This is a genomic window from Novosphingobium sp., from assembly GCF_049240505.1.
Classification (GTDB): domain Bacteria; phylum Pseudomonadota; class Alphaproteobacteria; order Sphingomonadales; family Sphingomonadaceae; genus Novosphingobium.
Map to the genome: position 1 here is coordinate 1 of NZ_JBMLSM010000018.1, position 16,812 is coordinate 16,812.

The window sequence follows — 16,812 nt, forward strand, 5'->3', positions numbered from 1 at the left end:
ATCATCGCGCTCGAAGAGCCGATGTTCGTCGACACGTCGTCAACCTGACAGTACCCTGGAGCGAAAGACCGAAGTCAAAATCGCCGTCAAGACCCTCAACCGCATGAACGATCTAGATCGGCCTGTCTTTGTCTGGGGCGCCTGAAACCGCAAGGAAGGGGGAGTTCCGTTTCGGTGAGCCTTCATGCAACAAGGTTGCAACAAGGTTCCAACCTTACCTTACGCGCCGGGTGCGCTGCTGGGCGGGTCGCCGTCCTGGCAAAGTCACATCAATCGCAAGCGCTTCATAGAGATCCTGTGCGTGAGGGAACGCCATAGCGGCGATGAACTCGGACTGAAAACACGGATCGATAGCCGTCTCGATCTTTTCGATCTGGCGAACCACCTCCACGATGTCGCGCCGTGCTGTCTTGTTGAGGAGCGCGATGCGCGCACCATGCCCTGCGGCATTGCCGACCCCTTCGACATTGCCGACGCGGCAATCCGGTACGAGGCCGATCACCAAGGCATGGAGCGGATCAATATGCGCACCAAACGCTCCTGCAAGCTTGATGCTGCCGATGGTTTCGATACCCAGGCGACGCATCAGCAGCTTGCAACCCGCATGCAGTGCCGCCTTGGCAAGCTGGATAGCGCGCACATCCTGTTGGGTGATGAGGATGCCAGGCTGGCCGTCGCTGATCACATAGGAAAAAGTGCGTCCATCCGGCTGGACCCTGGCGGTGCGCTGACTCAGCGTCCCGTCGATCACGCCATCGGTGCTGATGAGCCCGGCGAGATACATTTCCGCCAGCGCTTCAATGATGCCGGAGCCACAGATGCCGGTGACGCCAAAGCTTTTGATGCCCTCGGCGAAGCCCGTTTCGTCCGACCAAAGATCGCAACCGATCACCTTGTAACGCGGCTCAAGCGTCTGCCGATCGATGCGCAGACGTTCGATCGCGCCCGGTGCAGCTCGCTGACCGGCCGAGAGTTGCGCGCCTTCAAAAGCCGGTCCGGTTGGCGACGAACAAGCGAGCAGCCGCGTGCAATCACCCAGAATGATCTCGGCATTGGTGCCCACATCAGCGATCAGCACTGCACCGGTCGACAAATGCGGTGCCTCGGCAAGAACCACCGCTGCGGCATCGGCCCCGACATGACCGCCAATGCAGGGGAGTATGTGAACCAGAGCACCGGGCGCGATCTTCAGGCCCAGCTCTCGCGCTGGAATGTCGAGCGGTCCGTCCCAGGCCAGTGCAAAAGGAGCAGCACCGAGCGGCGTCGGGTCAAACCCGACAAACAGATGGTGCATGACCGGGTTGCCGACGATGACGGTTTCCACGATGGCGTCTTTGTCGATCCCGGCCTGTTCGGTGACTGTGCCCGCCAGTGCATCGATCGCGATACGCACTGCCGCCGTCATTTCGCCCGCCCCATCCGCATTGAGCATGGCGTAGGAAACCCGGCTCATCAAATCCTCACCGAACCGAATTTGCGGGTTCATGACGCCTGCCGATGCAAGCACCTCGCCGGAGAAGAGATCGCATAGATGCGCCGCGATGGTTGTCGAACCGATGTCGATGGCCAATCCCGCGACTTCAGTCCTGACGCCGGCAAAAACGGCAACCACCTCACACCCGTGCCGGATCGCGGCGGTGACCAGATGATCCTGCTCGCGCATCACCGTCTGGAGTTGCGCAAGCACCGCAACGCCGATCGTGAGCCCACTGAGACCTTGTTGTTCGGCGAGCGCGAACAGCAACCTCGCGCCATCGCTCGAAGGATTCTCCATATTAGCGGACGCAACCTCCACTGCATGCAACGAGATCACGGGATCGATCGTCACCAGACGCTCACTGGCTGCCTTGCGCACGACCTGCCGATGAACCTGACTGTCTTCGGGGACGTCGACGATGACATCACCCAAGACCCTGGCCTGGCAGCCAAGGCGGCGGCCATTCTGCAATGGCCCCCTGATCGCTGCTCGCCGCGCTTCGACCTCGCCCGGTGGTGTGACGCTGTCGCGGCATGACGTGATATTGAGACTGGCGTGTTCACCTTCGGGAATACTGACCTGGCAGCGCCCGCAAATACCCCGCCCACCGCAAACGCTGTCGATATCGACGCCCAGCGAGCGCGCCGCAGAGAGGATATCGGTGCCGTCCGCGAAACGGCCCCGCTTGCCCGATGGAGCGAAGATCACCAGGTGCTCGGCGCTCATGCCATGTGCTCGTTGCCATGGGCCAGGATCAGCGCCTTGAGACGATCTGCCGGATAGTCGGCCTCTAATCTTGCCGCGACCTGCGCGACCTCGGCTTCAAGATCATCACCGCAGGGCTGGTTTTCGCCACGCCGCCACTGCGCGAGGTAGACATCTTCTTGCCCAGCGCCGCTCTTCATCGCCGCCATGTCGATCGCTTCTGCGAAACGCGCAGCCAGCACGCGCTTGGCCGTCCGCCGACCTTCTTTCGCGATGACCTGCGCGGGAATGTCGCGCCAGTAGAGGATGGTGGTGGTTGGCATTGGCTCAGCTCGCCCGGGTGAGGAAGGGCAGCAGCGAGCCAAGCCCCGTGAACCGCGTTTCCAGCGGCAGCCCTAGCCGCTCCGCCGCCGCTTTCGCCTTCGCCGTGACCATGGCATCGGGTATCTGCACGAGATGAACCATGCGCGTGTAGTGCCGGAAATAGTCCGATCTCAGTTCGGGAAAGCGGTCGAGCCCGAGACCCTTCCAGACGAGACGGTCGAAGTGCCGAGCGAGATAGTCGGTCAGGAAATAGGTGCCGATCTCTTCTGACATCAGTGTCTCGAACGCGTCTGGTTCTGCATAAAAGGCGTAGCAATGCGCGCCCTCGATCCGTTCGACGCCCTCTTCCTGAAGCACCGTGTCGAGTGCTCCGCCGCTCCCGCAATCCCCATAAAGGCAAAGGATATGGTCATACCCTCTTGCGCGCGCCGTTCTTATCTTGCGCCGAACGGCTGGAGCGATCTCGGCAGGGCGATTGTGGAGAATGGCAGGCAGACAGGTGATATCAAGATGTTGAAGCGCGTTGAGGGCCTTGAGGTTCACCAGTTCTCGCCCCAAAGCGCCGCATGCGATAACGAGGGTTTTCTCCGGCGCATTCATAGAGAATGGCGCTGCGTCAACATGCGCTTGGCCGTCTCGACCGTGACAGCTGCATCCCGGCAATAGGCATCTGCGCCAATGGCCTCGGCGAACTGCTCGTTGACCGGCGCGCCGCCGACGAACACGAGATAGTCGTGCCGGATGCCTTTCGCCTTCATGCCCTCGATCACGGTTTTCATGTAAGGCATCGTGGTGGTCAGCAGCGCCGACATCCCGAGAATGTCCGGACGGTGCGCTTCCAACGCATCGAGGAAGGTCTCCAGCGACGTGTTGATGCCAAGATCGATCACCTCGAAGCCGGCACCCTCCATCATCATGCAGACGAGGTTCTTGCCGATGTCATGGATGTCGCCCTTGACGGTTCCGATCACCATCTTTCCAACCTTCGGAGCGTTGGTTTCGGCCAGAAGCGGCTTCAAGATTGCCATGCCCGCCTTCATGGCGTTGGCGGCCATCAGGACCTCGGGGACAAACAGGATCCCATCGCGGAAATCGACACCGACAATACGCATGCCTTCGACAAGCACATCGGTCAGGATGTCGTAGGGTCGCCAGCCGCGCTCAAGGAAAATGCTAACCGCTTCAACAACCTCGCCCTTCAATCCATCATAGAGATCGAGGTGAACCTGCTTGACCAGTTCATCGTCAGGCAAGGCTTTCAGGTCGATTTCGTCGGATGACATGGCGTTCTGCGTTTGCTCGGTAAACAATGGTTGGTAAGCGTCTAAAAAGAACCATTACCAGCGAAAAATCAAGAAACGATTGAGCTTAGGTCCCGGTTGTTTCATTCCTGATTCTGGGCTATTCGGGATTGAAATAGAGCTCTGAAGAGGCGCGACAAGTGACCACCGATACGGTTCAAACGCCAAAGCTGATCGAGGGGAATGCGAAGCTGGAATGGCCGACGATCGGCCTGTTTGCTCTGATCTACCTTTCTTTCGCTGTCCTCATTGTGTTTCATGCGTCGTTTCCGCTCTGGCTCTGGCTTGTGCTAGCAGCGTGGACCTCGGCATGGTGGGGATCTTTGCAACATGAGGCGTTGCATGGTCATCCCACGAGACTTGGCTGGCTGAACCATGCGCTCGCCACGCCGCCCTTCTGGCTCTGGCTACCCTTTGCACGCTACCGTCAGACACATCTCAAGCACCATCGCGACGAACGCCTGACGGACCCCCTCGACGACCCCGAAAGCCGGTACAAGTGCCCGGATGAATGGCGCGAACTCGGACCCGTCGGCCAAACAATCGTGCGATGGCAGACCACGCTGCTCGGAAGGCTGGTGATTGGACCATTTTGGTCGATCGGCGTCTTCTGGTTTCAGGATGCACTCTCGATCAAGGCAGGGGATCGTGCGCTTGCGAAGATCTGGCTGTGGCACGCTTTATGGGTTACGTGCGTGCTGGCGCTGGCCATCGGCGTCGCGGGAATGCCGCTTTGGCAATACCTGCTCGGCTTTGTCTATTTTGGCACGTCTGTGGCGCTGATCCGCTCATTCGCGGAGCATAAGGCGGAGATTGAAGTCGAGAAGCGCACGGCCATTGTCGAACGCTCGCCGATCTTGGGTTTGCTGTTTCTCCACAACAACCTTCATGCGGCCCACCATAAATGGCCGACCCTCGCGTGGTACCGATTGCCGAAGGTCTATCAGCAAAACCGCGAAGCGCTGATCCGCGAAAACAACGGGCTCGTCTACAACGGTTATCTGGATGTGTTTCGGCGCTTCTTGTTGCGCAGTTATGATCAGCCCGTGCATCCGACAGGGCGCGCGCCGGACCGCAATGGCGCGGCACAGGCAAAGCTGGCCGAATAGCGTCCTTCGCTGGGTCTTCCCAGGCGCTGAGGGGGCGCCGGTCAATGCAGGCTTACTCCGCACTTCGTCTTGCCGTCGAGGCCTTGCGCGGACAACGCGGCTGGAAATCAGCCTGGCAGGACGCGCAGCCCAAGCCAGCCTATGACGTCGTGATTGTCGGTGCCGGCGGCCATGGCCTCGCAACCGCGTATTATCTCGCTAAGGAGCATGGGATCATCGACGTTGCCGTGATTGACAAGGGACTTCTTGGCCTTGGCAATCTTGGCCGCAACACGACGATTATCCGCTCCAACTATTTTACGGCGCCCAATATCCGCTTCTACGATCATGCCTTGAAACTCTGGGAGAGCTTTGAGCAGGACCTCAATTTCAATGCGATGATCAGCCAGCGCGGCACGCTCAACCTGGCACACACCGATGGGCAACGCGACCTTTTTGCCCGCCGTGCCAACGCCATGCGCCTCGAAGGCGTCGATATCGAGATGCTGGATCGTGCGGAGATTGGCCAGTTCTGCCCGCTGATCGATCTCGAAGGCGGACGCTTTCCTGTTGTCGGCGGGTTCTTTCAGCGGCGTGGCGGCACGGTGCGGCACGACGCCGTCGGCTGGGCCTATGCCCGCGCGGCGAGCGCGATGGGTGTTGACATCGTGCAGAATTGCGCGATCACCGGTGTCCGGGTCGAGGGTGCGCGCGCCGTAGGCGTGGACACCGCAAAGGGGTTCATCCGCGCGAACCGCATTGTGTTTGCCGTGGCCGGGCATTCGTCAGAATTGGCAGGGATGGCCGGGTTTCGTCTCCCCATCGAGACCCATGTGCTCCAGGCCTTCGTGACCGAGAGCGTCAAGCCGATGATCGACATCGTGGTCACCTACGGCGCGGGGCACTTTTACGTCAGCCAATCGAACAAGGGCGGCCTTGTTTTTGGTGGTGGCACAGATGGCTGGAACAGCTACGCCCAGCGCGGCTCGCTGCCGATGGTGATGGATGTCCATGCCGCCGGTGTGACGTTGATGCCAGCGCTTTCGCAGTTGCGTGTGTTGCGCCAGTGGGGTGGCGTCATGGATATGAGCATGGACGGCAACCCGATTATCTCGAAAACGCCCGTGGATAACATCATGGTCTCGACCGGCTGGTGCTATGGCGGCTTCAAGGCAATTCCCGCCGGCGGACGCAGCATGGCGCACCTCGTCGCCACGGGCGAGCCAAGCCCGCTCGCGGCCCATTTTGGTCTCGACCGCTTCGCGTCTGGCCATATCATCGATGAGCGCGGCGTCGGCCCGTTCCCCTATCTCCACTGAGCGCGGATGCTGCGGATCAATTGTCCCTGTTGTGGCCTGCGCGAGGAAAGCGAATTCCGCTATCGCGGTGATGCCGGCATGGAGCGCCCGCAGGCCGATGCCGGAGAGGGAGCGTTCGTTACCTATGTCTATGACCGCGCGAACCCGAAGGGCTGGCATCTCGAATGGTGGCAGCATGTCGGCGGTTGCCGACAGGTGCTGAAGGTGCTGCGCCACACGCTCGACCATGAGATCGCGGCGGTCGGTCTGCCTGGCGACAGCCTTGCCGTTCCGGCGACCGGCAAACCCTCATGAGTGGCTTTCGGACCTCGGCGGGCGGTGCCATCGATCGATCGAAGCCCATCGCTTTCACCTTTGATGGCGTTGCCTATCGCGGGTTCGCCGGCGATACGCTTGCCTCGGCGCTTCTTGCCAATGGCGTCATGCTGTTCGGGCGATCGTTCAAGTACCATCGACCGCGCGGGGTGTTCTCTGCCGGACCGGAGGAGCCGAGCGCGCTGGTTACTGTACTGCGTGGCAAGGCGCGCTTTGCCAATGTTCCGGCAACGATGGTCGAACTCTATGATGATCTTGTTGCCGAAAGCCAGAACCGCTGGCCTTCGCTTCGCTTTGATCTGATGTCGCTCAATGACAGGATCGCGCCATTGTTTGCGGCGGGCTTCTACTACAAGACCTTCATGCGCCCCAGGGCCTTCTGGGAGAAGGTCTACGAGCCGCTGATCCGCCGGGCAGCTGGCCTCGGGCGCGCGGGCCTTGATGCTGATCCGGCGAGGTACGAGGCCGCTCACCAGCATTGCGATGTGCTCGTGATCGGCTCCGGCCTTGCTGGTCTTTCTGCTGCCCGCGCCCGCGCTGAGGCAGGTGATCGGGTCATTCTGCTCGAACTGCAGCCGGAACTCGGTGGCGGGACGCTGGTCGATCCGGCATTGACGGGCTGGCGGGAGGAGATGATCAGCGCGCTTCAGGCATGCCCGGAGGTGACGCTCTTCACCCGCACGAGCGCGGTCGGCGCTTATGACTCGGGTGCTGTTGCGGCTGTTGAGTGCGTGACGGATCACCTCGCGGCCGACCCAGCCTTCTTGCCGCGCCAACGGCTCCATATCATCTGGCCAGCGCGTACCATCCTCGCAACCGGCGCAGTCGAGCGGCTGATCGCCATCCCCAACAATGACCGACCCGGCGTCATGCTGGCCTCGGCGACGCGCGCCTATGTCAACCGATACGGCGTTGCGCCGGGGCGGCGGATGCTTGCATTCGTCAATAATGACGAGGCCTATGCCGCCATCCATGATCTCGCAGCGGCGGGCGTCGAGGTCGCGGCCATCGTCGATCCGCGTGACCCGACCGCCATCTCCGGCGAGGCGCGAGATCGCGGAGTTCCGGTCCTTTTCCGTCACGAGGTCCATGACATCAAAGGTGGCACCAAGGTGCGTGGCGCTGCGATCCGAAATCTTGGCACCGGACAATCGCATGTCGTGGCCTGCGATCTCGTCTGCCTCTCCGGCGGCTATTCTCCCCAAACACAATTGGCAACTCAGGCGGGCCTCGCAACCAAATGGAATGACGCAATTGCCGGCTTCGCCGTGACAGGTTCAGCAAAGGGGATGGTTGCGGCGGGCGCAGTTGCCGGCATCTTCGGGCGGCTTGAGGCGGCCCGGCACGGGGCGGAGATAGCTGGCGGCGCGGCAGCGCATCTACCACCCGTTTCGCCGCGCCGCGATGGAGCGCTCCTGAAGCTCTGGGAGGTTCGCGGCAAGGGCAAAGCCTTCGTTGACCTGCAACACGATGTGACAACCGACGACATGCGGCTCGCCCATCAGGAAGGTTATTCCCATATCGAGCATGCCAAGCGCTATACGACCCACGGCATGGGGACCGATCAGGGCAAAACAGGCGGTCTCGTCGGAGCAGCCGTACTTGCGGAGGTACGGGGTGTTCCGGTTGAGGAGGTCGGGATCTCGCGGCCCCGGCCCTTCGTACTTCCGGTCAGCTGGGGTGCGCTTGCCGGTGCCGAAACGGGAGCTGATTTCAAGCCGGAGCGGCGTTTGCCGCTGCATGATTGGCATGCTGCTAACGGCGCGGTTTTTGTCCGCATCGGCCTTTGGATGCGCCCTTTGGTCTATTCGCCGAGCGGGGACACGAGTTGGGGGCCGGTTCTCGAGGAAGCGCGCGCGGTGCGTCGTTCCGTTGGCATGACTGATGTGTCGTCCTTGGGAAAACTTGACATTCAAGGTGCTGACGCAGTTTTCTTTCTTGACCGCGTTTACGCCAACACCTTTTCAACCCTGCCGATCGGCAAGGCGCGCTACGGGCTGATGCTACGCGAAGACGGCATCATAATGGATGATGGCACAACCTCTCGCCTCGGCGCGGAGCATTTCCTTGTGACCACGACCACCGGGCAGGCGCAAGCGGTGCTGGAGCATCTCGAATTTTACCGCCAGACCGTTTGGCGCGATCTTGATATCGAGATCACCAATGTGTCGGATCGATGGGCGCAATTCGCGCTGGCAGGGCCGAATTCCCGCAGCGTGCTGGAGGCTGTCGTCACCGGTCTTGATCTCGCCAACGAGGCATTTCCGTTCATGGCTGCTGGCGAAGCGGTGATCGCCGGCGTCGCGGGGCGCGTGTTCCGTATCAGTTTCTCGGGAGAGCTGGCTTATGAAATCGCGGTACCTGCGGGGTACGCCAACCATGTCTGGCGGACGATCCTCGCAGCGGGTGCAGAGTTCGGAATACGTCCCTATGGGCTTGATGCCCTCAACGTGATGCGGATCGAGAAGGGGCATGTCGCCGGCTCAGAGCTGAATGGACAGACCACGGCAGGAGACCTCGGACTTGGTCGCATGCCGAAGAAGAATGGCGACTTTATCGGCAAGGTCATGGCAGGGCGCGTGGGCCTTTCCGATCCGGATCGGTTGGCCCTCGTCGGTGTCCACCCGGTCGATCGCACACAGCGGCTCAGAAATGGCGCGCATCTCGTCAGCCGGGCGGAGCCAAACCGGAGCCAGGGTTATCTCACTGCCGCCTGCATGGCCGCCGAAGGGCCAGATCCTTGGATCGGGCTGGCGCTGATCGAAGGTGGGCACCGGCGCATCGGCGAGACGCTGGTGGCGGCATCACCCATCCATGGCGAAATGGTCGAGGTTGCGATTGTCTCTCACCATCGGCTCGACCCGGACAATATCCGTGTCAAAGCCTGAACGCGCATCCTTCCTTGCGGCTCACCTGCCAGTCGGCCGGCACGGCTCGCCGAACGAGACGCCGGTGCTGATCAGCGAGATGGTGCTGGACGCCATCGAGGTGACCGCGCGGCGCGGCGGCGAGGCGAAGCTGCGCGGCGCAGTCGCTGAGCTAGGGCTTGAACTCCCGGGTTTGGGGGCTTTCAGCGAAAGCGACGGTGTCACCGCCCTCTGTCTCAGCCCCGGCACATGGACGCTGGTCGCAAGGCCCGAGACCATCAGCGGGGTGGCGCGGCGGTTGCAAGCCTTGTGTCGCGAGGATCAAGCCGCTCGTCACGCCGATGTCGTGATGGTTGATATCGGGCATAGCCTGGCCTTCGTCACGCTGTCTGGCGTCGCTGTGCGGCGCACATTGGCGAGGGGATGTCAGCTCGACCTTCATTTGCGGACGTTCAAGCCCGGGCAGGCGGCACGAACGATCATCGCGCATCTCCCCGCGACACTCTGGATGATCAGCGACAAACCCGAATTCTGCATTGCAGTTCCCATTACCTTTGCCCAAGGTTTCGCTCGGTTTATGCTCACGGCTTCAGCAGAAACCGGCTGCGAGATTCGGCTTGCCGAGAAGGAATGACTTTGAATGAAGACCCATGCGCAGGCAGTTATCATCGGCGGTGGTGTCGTCGGTGTGTCGGTCCTCTACCATCTCGCTGTGGCCGGCATGCGCGATGTTGTTCTGCTGGAGCAGAACGAACTGACGTCAGGCTCGACCTGGCACGCGGCGGGGGGTGTCACGACCCTCAACAGCGATGCGAACGTCTCGCGGTTGCAAAAATACACGTTCGATCTTTATCGTGAGCTGGAGAAGACGACCGGCCTGTCCTGCGGGATCCACCACAATGGCGGCATTTATCTCGCAGCCGATGATGGGCAGATGGACTTCCTCAAGCTGATCCATAGCCGCGCCCGCACGCTGAAGATGGACACCGAGCTGATCTCGGTCAGCGAGGCCAAAGCGCGCAACGTCTTGATCGAAGAGCAGCATTTCAAGGGCGCGCTCTGGCGCGAGGATGGCGGCCATGTTGATCCTTGGCTTGTGACGCAGGCCTATGCCAGCGCTGCCAGGGAGCTCGGAGCCGAAATCAATCGCTTCACCAAGGTCATGGCGCTTAATGCTCGCCCTGACGGTTCCTGGGACGTGGTGACAGACAAGGGCACAATCCATGCTGAGCATGTGGTGAATGCCGCAGGCCTCTGGGCCCGCGAGATCGGCCGTATGGTCGGGTTGGACTTACCCGTGCTTGCCATGGAGCACCATTATCTCGTGACCGAGGCGCTGCCGGAGCTTGAAGGGCTCGAGCGCGAGATCATCAACACATCTGACTTCACCGGCGAAATCTACCTCAGACAGGAGGGAAAAGGCGTCCTGCTTGGCACCTACGAACAGAATTGTCGGCCCTGGTCACCTATCACCACGCCGGACGATTTTCATTCGCAGCTCCTGCCAAATGACATCGAGCGGATCGCACCGGAATTGGAGCGCGGCTTCAAGCATTTTCCCGCCTTGGCCAGGGCTGGGATCAAGAAGTTAGTCAATGGCCCGTTTACATTCTCGCCTGATGGAAACCCCTTGGTCGGACCCGTCAAAGGGTTGCGGAATTTCTGGGTCGCCTGCGCCGTCATGGCGGGCTTCAGCCAGGGCGGCGGCGTCGGCCTTGTCCTGTCGCGCTGGATCAAGGACGGCGATCCTGGCCAGGACGTGCTGGCGATGGATGTCTCGCGCTACGGACCTTACGCAACACCTGCTTACACAGCGATCAAGGTCGACGAGAATTACAAGCGCCGGTTCCGCCTGGCTTTCCCGAACGAGGAGATGCCGGCGGCGCGCCCGCTCCGGCGCACACCGATCTACGACAGCCTCAAACAGCGCGGAGCGCTTTTCGGCGCGAATTTCGGCTTGGAGAACGCCTTGTGGTTCGCGCCAAAAGGCGTCGAGCCCGTTGAGAATCCGACCTACCGGCGCTCGAATGCGATGCCCTTCGTGCGCGAGGAGTGCCTGACCGTGCGCGAGCGCGTCGGGCTTTATGAAAGCTCGAACTACGGCAAGTATGAAATCACCGGGAAGGGCTCCAGGACGTGGCTTGACCGGGTTTTTGCCTGCCGCATCCCGCGCCCCGGCCGCATGTGCATCGCCCCGATGCTGAACAGCAGCGCGCGTATCATCGGCGACCTCTCGATCGCCTGCCTTGCCGAGGATCGCTACCTGATCATCGGTTCGGGCTTCGCCGAGACGTTCCATATGCGTTGGTTCTGGTCGTCTGATCCGCCGGACAATGTCTTCATTCGCGCCGCATCTTCGACCCTGACCGGCTTCTCGATCGCCGGGCCGCATGCGCGGCAGGTGCTGCAAAAGCTCACGCATCAGGATTTGAGCAATGAGGCGTTCCGGTTTTTCGCGGTCCGCGAGATGGCGCTCGGGATGTCGCCGGCCATCGTTTGCCGCGCTGGCTTCACGGGTGAACTCGGCTACGAAATCTGGGTAACGCCAGACTATCAGCAGACCCTGTTCGACGAGATCATGATGGCGGGCGAGGCTTTCGGTATCGGCCTTTTTGGCGGCCGGGCGTTGTCCTCGCTGCGGCTTGAGAAGAATTATGGTTCGTTCAACAAGGATTTTCGGCCTGATTACACCGTTGGGGAGACGGGCCTTGATGCCTTTGTTGATTTCAACAAGCCGGATTTCGTGGGCAAGAGCGCAGCTGTCGCCGAGAAAGAGTCAGGGCCAAAGCGCCGGTTTGTGGTTTTCAGCGTGGATGCGCCGCAAGCGGATGTCATCGGCTACGAGGTGGTCCTCAAGGATGGCGAACCAGTAGGCTATTGCACATCAGGGTCATGGGGGCATTTTGTTGGCAAAAGCCTTGCTGCGGGCTATGTACCGACGGCACTCGCGGGCGATGGTGAGACATTCGAGATCGACATCCTTGGGCAGCATTGCCGGGCTGTCATCGTCGAAAGGCCGCTGCATGATCCGGATGGCTTGAGATTGAGAAGCTGATGATGGAAACACCATGCATCAAGGTTTGCGTTGTCGATGCCGTCACCGGACTATGCATCGGTTGTGGTCGTATGGTCGCTGAAATCTCGGGCTGGAGCAGCATGAATACGCGTGAACGTCAGCGCATCATGTTGGCGCTGCCCGAGCGTCTCGAAGCAATGGGATCGCGTGAGCAGCGTGGTCGGAACAGGATCAAAGCATGAGCCTTCTCGCCAAGCGCCTCGCCGAGGCCAAGGTGCTGCTCGCCGATGGCGCGACCGGCACGAACCTTTTCGACATGGGATTGATGTCGGGTGATGCGCCAGAGCTTTGGAATGACCTGCACCCCGACCGGATTGCAAGTCTCCAAAAGCAGTTCGTCGATGCCGGTGCCGATATCATTCTGACCAACACCTTCGGTTGCAACGCTCGGCGCCTGATGTTGCACAACCTGCAGTCGCGAACCCATGAGCTCAATCGCAAGGCTGCCGAAATCGCGCGCGGCGTTGTAGATGCGTCCGGGCGTCCGGTCGTCGTCGCGGGCTCGGTCGGTCCCACTGGCGATCTGTTTGCGCCGCTGGGGCCGCTGACCGAAGCAGAGGCCATTGAGACCTTTGTCGAGCAAATCGAAGGTCTGAGAGATGGTGGTGCCGATGTCATCTGGATCGAGACCATGTCGGCTATCGAGGAGATGCGGGCGGCGGCACAGGCCGCGATCCGCGTCGGCATGCCCTACACCGTGACGGCGAGCTTCGACACAGCCGGCCGCACCATGATGGGCATAAGCCCGAAGGCCATGGCAGACTTCGCGGCGTCACTGGAGCCGCCGCCGCTGGCCTTTGGCTCGAACTGCGGTGTGGGCGCATCAGACCTCCTTGCCTCGGTCCTTGAAATGACCGAAGGCGCACAGCGAATTCCGGTTATCGCCAAAGCCAATGCCGGCGTGCCAACCGTGCATGGCGATCATGTCCACTATTCTGGCACGCCAAAATTGATGGCAGACTATGTCCATCTCGCCGCAAATGCCGGCGCGCGCATCATCGGCGGCTGCTGCGGCACGACGCCGGCCCATCTTCTTGCCATGCGGCAGGCCTTGGACGCGCATCAGGCTGGCGCGAGGCCCGGGCTTGGCGCTGTGACGGCCATACTTGGCGCTCTTGTTTCGCCGCCTGCCAGCGAAGAAACAACAACACGCCGTGCCAGCTCTGTGTCACCCGATGCCGCCTCGGCAACCGGCCCCGTTGCGCGGCGACGCGGCAATGCACAACGCTCTTCGGCCTTGGTGATCGAGCCACTTCCATCCAAGCTCGAAAACCGCTGGGCCCCCATCGAGATCCTCTCGACCGAACAGGTCGAGCGGATCATCGGCGCAGCCTTCCGTATCCTGTCCGAGGCCGGAATTGAAATTCGCAGCCAGCGCGCGCGCGATACCTATCGGCGCGGCGGAGCGATCGTGGATGACGAGACGCAGATGGTTCGGCTCGGACGCGATGTGGTCGAGGCGCATCTTGCCCATGCGCCCGAGCGCTTCGTTCTGCACGCGCGCAATCCGTCGCGCCATCTTCATGTTGGCGGGAATGTTGTCAATTTTGGCCCCGTCAGCGGCGCGCCCCATGTCACCGACCTCGATCTTGGCCGACGCTACGGCGACATCGGTTCGTTCCGGGATATGTTGAAGGTCCTGCAGGGCGTCGGCACCCAGCATTGGCAGGGCGGCGTTCTGGTGGAGCCGGTCGATGTGCCAGTGCCGCTCCGGCAACTCGAGATGTATCGAGCCCATATCGAGCTTTCGGATCTTGTCTGGGCGGCGCGCGGCGTCGGCGGCATCAATGCCGAAGATGCCATCGCCATGTCCGCCATCGAACACCAGTGTTCGATCGAGGAGCTCGCGCGGCGGCCGACCTTGCTGACCGTCACCAATGTCAACTCGCCGCGCCGCGTGGATGAAGAGATCCTCGACAACATCATCACAATGGCAGCGCATGGCCAATGCACGGTCATTACGCCGTTCACGCTGATGGGGGCCATGGCGCCGGTCACGCTTGCCGGTGCGCTGACGCAGCAAACCGCAGAGGCCCTTGCGATTGCGGCTCTTTGCCAGATGGTTCGGCCCGGTACTCCGGTCGTGATGGGGGCTTTTACGTCGAATGTCGACATGAAAACCGGCTCGCCCGCTTTTGGCACGCCCGAATTCGTCAACGCCATTCTGGCGAGCACGCAGCTGGCGCGACGTCTCAAACTGCCATCCCGCACCAGTGCGGCCAACGCATCGCCGGTGGTGGATGCGCAGTCGACCTGGGAGACAGGCTTTTCGCTCTGGGCCTCGATTATGGGGCACTCCAACCTGATCACGCATACCGCTGGTTGGCTCGAGGGTGGTTTGTCGGCTTCTTTTGAGAAGATCATCGTCGATGCCGAAATGCTGCGGGGCTGGGCGGAACTCCTCAAGCCCATCGATTTCACCGACGACGATCTCGGGATTGATGCCATCAAGGGCGTCGATGCCGGGGGGCACTTTTTTGGCTCTCCGCACACGATCGCCCGCTTCGAAAAGGCGTTCTATAGACCCATTCTCTCGGACTGGACCAATTTCGAGAATTGGACGGATGCCGGCGCGCGCAACGCAACGATGCGGGCGAACGATATGTGGAAGAAACTCAGAGACAGATACGTTCCGCCCTTCCTCGACCCTGCCATAACCGATGCGCTTGACGCCTTTACTGCAACACGCCGCGAAGAGCTCGGGTTTGGGAAGGACGCAGCATGAGTGTCTTTGAGCTCGGCGAGCGTTCAATCAGCATCCGAGAACTCGCCGCCATGGCGCGCCCGGAAGCCCGCATCTCAATCAGTGAGGGCGCAAAAATGCGGATCGCCCGCTCGCGCGAGATCGTAGCGCACTATCTTCAAGGCGATGAGCCGATCTATGGCCTCAATACCGGCCTTGGTGGCAACCTTGGATTTAGGCTCGAACCAGCCGCAATCAGTGCCTTCCAAACCCAGCTCCTGCGCGGTCGCAATATCGGCGTTGGCGAGCCATTGCCAAGAGAGGCTTGCCGGGCGGCGCTGGCCGCGCGCATCCTTTCCGCTTCAAAAGGTAGCGCAGGCCTCTCGCAGACCGCGATCGACGGTCTTGTCGCACTCTACAATGCTGGCGTGACACCTGCGATCCCGCGTCATGGCTCGATTGGCGCAACCGATATCGGGCTCAACGCGCATATCGGCGTCGTGCTCATTGGTCGCGGCATGGCCTGGGTCGGTGATCGGCTGCTGCCCAGTGCCGAAGCGCTTGCGGCGGCCGGCTTGAAGGCAATCGAACTTGAGCCGAAGGACGGCCTGGGTCTTTGCAACAGCACAAGTGCCTCGGCAGGTCTTGGTGCGGTCACGCTTTCGACCCTCGCCGATACCTTGCTCGTGGCAGCAGGTGCGGCAGCGCTCGCCTTTGAGGGTTACGCAGCAAACCCGGCGATTTTTGACGCCCGGCTTCAGGCGGTTCACCCGAGTTCTGGCCAAAGCGAGGCCGCCATGTTGTTTCGGAAGTTGCTCGATGGATCGTCGATCCACAAAAATCCGCGCAAGATCCAGGATGCCGTATCGTTCCGCACTCTGGCGCCTGGCTTTGGCGCCGCTCTTTCCGCCTTCGGCAAAGTTCGCGCTGAAGCAGAGATCGACATCAACGGCGTGACAGATACGCCACTTGTGCTGCTCGATGACGGGCTGATGCTATCGACACCGGGTTTCCACACGGCGGCGCTGGCACTGGCTCTCGATACGATGGCCATTGCGGTTGCACAGCTTGCAACGGCAAGCGTGCACCGCATGATAAAGCTGATGGCGCCCACATTGTCGGAACTGCCAAAGTATCTCTCGCCGGTTGGCGGCCCCTCAAACGGCTATGTCACCACGCAAAAGCTCGCAGCATCTCTGCACGCCGAAATCCGGCTTTACGCAACGCCGGTCTGCACCGACGCGATCCCTGTTTCGGATGCGGTCGAAGATGTCGCGTCGCAGACGATGCTCGCGGTCCGCAAGCTTGAGCAGCAGCTTGGCGTATTCCAGCTTTTGGTGGCGCTCGAAGCTGTCATCGCGGCTCAGGCGGTGGATCTGCGCGATGGACTGCAGCCAGGTCATGTGGGAACCGCCTTTCATGCCCACATCCGCGCGAGCCTTCCAATGCTGCGAGAGGATCGGGAAGCTGGTTCTGATGTCATGGCTGCCCATGCCACGCTGTTTGGCGGACCGCTCATCCCGGCTCTGGTCGACGCAGCCCGATCTCTCGACCTCTGTCTGATCTGATGACGCGAGTTTGGACTTTACATTTCAAGTGTTCCATTTGACCATAATCCCACGTCAACTGGTCTTTTGTGCATCGCATGCCAGCCAAG

13 protein-coding genes are annotated in these 16,812 nt (G+C 61.2%); 9 read left to right on the top strand and 4 right to left on the bottom strand.

Annotated elements, in window-relative coordinates; genetic code table 11:
- Positions 1–214: 214 nt before the first annotated feature.
- The 4 genes from ACOVQ0_RS01965 to ACOVQ0_RS01980 are packed head-to-tail and all read right to left on the bottom strand — an operon-like array spanning position 215 to position 3,789.
- The gene (locus ACOVQ0_RS01965; protein ID WP_421879516.1) at positions 215–2,203 is read right to left on the bottom strand and encodes an ASKHA domain-containing protein; all 1,989 of its coding nucleotides are present in this window, start codon (positions 2,201–2,203) and stop codon (positions 215–217) included.
- Entirely contained in the window at positions 2,200–2,505 is a 306-nt protein-coding gene (locus ACOVQ0_RS01970) for a virulence factor (protein WP_421879519.1), read from the bottom strand. Before ACOVQ0_RS01970 ends, ACOVQ0_RS01965 begins: the two co-directional genes overlap by 4 nt.
- Before the next feature lie 4 nt (positions 2,506–2,509).
- The gene (locus ACOVQ0_RS01975; RefSeq protein ID WP_421879522.1) at positions 2,510–3,049 is read right to left on the bottom strand and encodes a DUF1638 domain-containing protein; all 540 of its coding nucleotides are present in this window, start codon (positions 3,047–3,049) and stop codon (positions 2,510–2,512) included.
- A 53-nt stretch (positions 3,050–3,102) separates the two neighbouring features.
- Positions 3,103–3,789 carry a corrinoid protein gene (locus ACOVQ0_RS01980; RefSeq protein ID WP_421879525.1) on the bottom strand — a complete coding sequence of 229 codons (687 nt, stop codon included), beginning with the start codon at positions 3,787–3,789 and terminating at the stop codon, positions 3,103–3,105.
- Positions 3,790–3,947: 158 nt separating this feature from the next.
- Between ACOVQ0_RS01980 and ACOVQ0_RS01985 the strand changes: the two genes are divergently transcribed.
- Genes ACOVQ0_RS01985 through ACOVQ0_RS02025 form a run of 9 tightly spaced genes read left to right on the top strand, consistent with a single transcriptional unit; the run spans position 3,948 to position 16,723 of the window.
- A complete protein-coding gene (locus ACOVQ0_RS01985; protein ID WP_421879528.1) occupies positions 3,948–4,916 on the top strand; it encodes a fatty acid desaturase in 969 nt (322 codons plus the stop codon).
- Between the two features lie 44 nt (positions 4,917–4,960).
- Complete coding sequence (locus tag ACOVQ0_RS01990; RefSeq protein WP_421879532.1) at positions 4,961–6,214, top strand: sarcosine oxidase subunit beta family protein; 1,254 nt, start codon at positions 4,961–4,963, stop codon at positions 6,212–6,214.
- Positions 6,215–6,220: 6 nt separating this feature from the next.
- Positions 6,221–6,508: a sarcosine oxidase subunit delta gene (locus ACOVQ0_RS01995; protein ID WP_421879535.1), complete on the top strand. Its 288-nt coding sequence runs from the start codon at positions 6,221–6,223 to the stop codon at positions 6,506–6,508.
- Positions 6,505–9,417 (top strand): sarcosine oxidase subunit alpha family protein, encoded by a 2,913-nt coding sequence (locus ACOVQ0_RS02000; protein ID WP_421879538.1) that lies wholly within the window; start codon positions 6,505–6,507, stop codon positions 9,415–9,417. The genes ACOVQ0_RS01995 and ACOVQ0_RS02000 overlap by 4 nt, the downstream gene beginning before the upstream one ends.
- A complete protein-coding gene (locus ACOVQ0_RS02005) occupies positions 9,404–10,030 on the top strand; it encodes a sarcosine oxidase subunit gamma (RefSeq protein WP_421879541.1) in 627 nt (208 codons plus the stop codon). The genes ACOVQ0_RS02000 and ACOVQ0_RS02005 overlap by 14 nt, the downstream gene beginning before the upstream one ends.
- A 6-nt stretch (positions 10,031–10,036) precedes the next feature.
- Positions 10,037–12,451: a GcvT family protein gene (locus tag ACOVQ0_RS02010; RefSeq protein ID WP_421879544.1), complete on the top strand. Its 2,415-nt coding sequence runs from the start codon at positions 10,037–10,039 to the stop codon at positions 12,449–12,451.
- Complete coding sequence (locus ACOVQ0_RS02015) at positions 12,451–12,654, top strand: DUF1289 domain-containing protein (protein ID WP_421879546.1); 204 nt, start codon at positions 12,451–12,453, stop codon at positions 12,652–12,654. Before ACOVQ0_RS02010 ends, ACOVQ0_RS02015 begins: the two co-directional genes overlap by 1 nt.
- Positions 12,651–15,197 carry a betaine--homocysteine S-methyltransferase gene (bmt, locus tag ACOVQ0_RS02020; RefSeq protein ID WP_421879549.1) on the top strand — a complete coding sequence of 849 codons (2,547 nt, stop codon included), beginning with the start codon at positions 12,651–12,653 and terminating at the stop codon, positions 15,195–15,197. The genes ACOVQ0_RS02015 and bmt overlap by 4 nt, the downstream gene beginning before the upstream one ends.
- Positions 15,194–16,723 carry an HAL/PAL/TAL family ammonia-lyase gene (locus ACOVQ0_RS02025; RefSeq protein WP_421879552.1) on the top strand — a complete coding sequence of 510 codons (1,530 nt, stop codon included), beginning with the start codon at positions 15,194–15,196 and terminating at the stop codon, positions 16,721–16,723. Before bmt ends, ACOVQ0_RS02025 begins: the two co-directional genes overlap by 4 nt.
- Positions 16,724–16,812 lie beyond the last annotated feature (89 nt).

What these genes read in the sequence shown, in the direction of transcription:
- bmt (WP_421879549.1), top strand. Translation starts at nt 12,651, where the DNA reads ATGAGCCTTCTCGCCAAGCGCCTCGCCGAGGCCAAGGTGCTGCTCGCC.
- ACOVQ0_RS01965 (WP_421879516.1), bottom strand. Translation starts at nt 2,203, where the DNA reads ATGAGCGCCGAGCACCTGGTGATCTTCGCTCCATCGGGCAAGCGGGGC.
- ACOVQ0_RS02015 (WP_421879546.1), top strand. Translation starts at nt 12,451, where the DNA reads ATGATGGAAACACCATGCATCAAGGTTTGCGTTGTCGATGCCGTCACC.
- ACOVQ0_RS01980 (WP_421879525.1), bottom strand. Translation starts at nt 3,789, where the DNA reads ATGTCATCCGACGAAATCGACCTGAAAGCCTTGCCTGACGATGAACTG.
- ACOVQ0_RS02025 (WP_421879552.1), top strand. Translation starts at nt 15,194, where the DNA reads ATGAGTGTCTTTGAGCTCGGCGAGCGTTCAATCAGCATCCGAGAACTC.
- ACOVQ0_RS01995 (WP_421879535.1), top strand. Translation starts at nt 6,221, where the DNA reads ATGCTGCGGATCAATTGTCCCTGTTGTGGCCTGCGCGAGGAAAGCGAA.
- ACOVQ0_RS02010 (WP_421879544.1), top strand. Translation starts at nt 10,037, where the DNA reads ATGAAGACCCATGCGCAGGCAGTTATCATCGGCGGTGGTGTCGTCGGT.
- ACOVQ0_RS01970 (WP_421879519.1), bottom strand. Translation starts at nt 2,505, where the DNA reads ATGCCAACCACCACCATCCTCTACTGGCGCGACATTCCCGCGCAGGTC.
- ACOVQ0_RS01990 (WP_421879532.1), top strand. Translation starts at nt 4,961, where the DNA reads ATGCAGGCTTACTCCGCACTTCGTCTTGCCGTCGAGGCCTTGCGCGGA.
- ACOVQ0_RS02000 (WP_421879538.1), top strand. Translation starts at nt 6,505, where the DNA reads ATGAGTGGCTTTCGGACCTCGGCGGGCGGTGCCATCGATCGATCGAAG.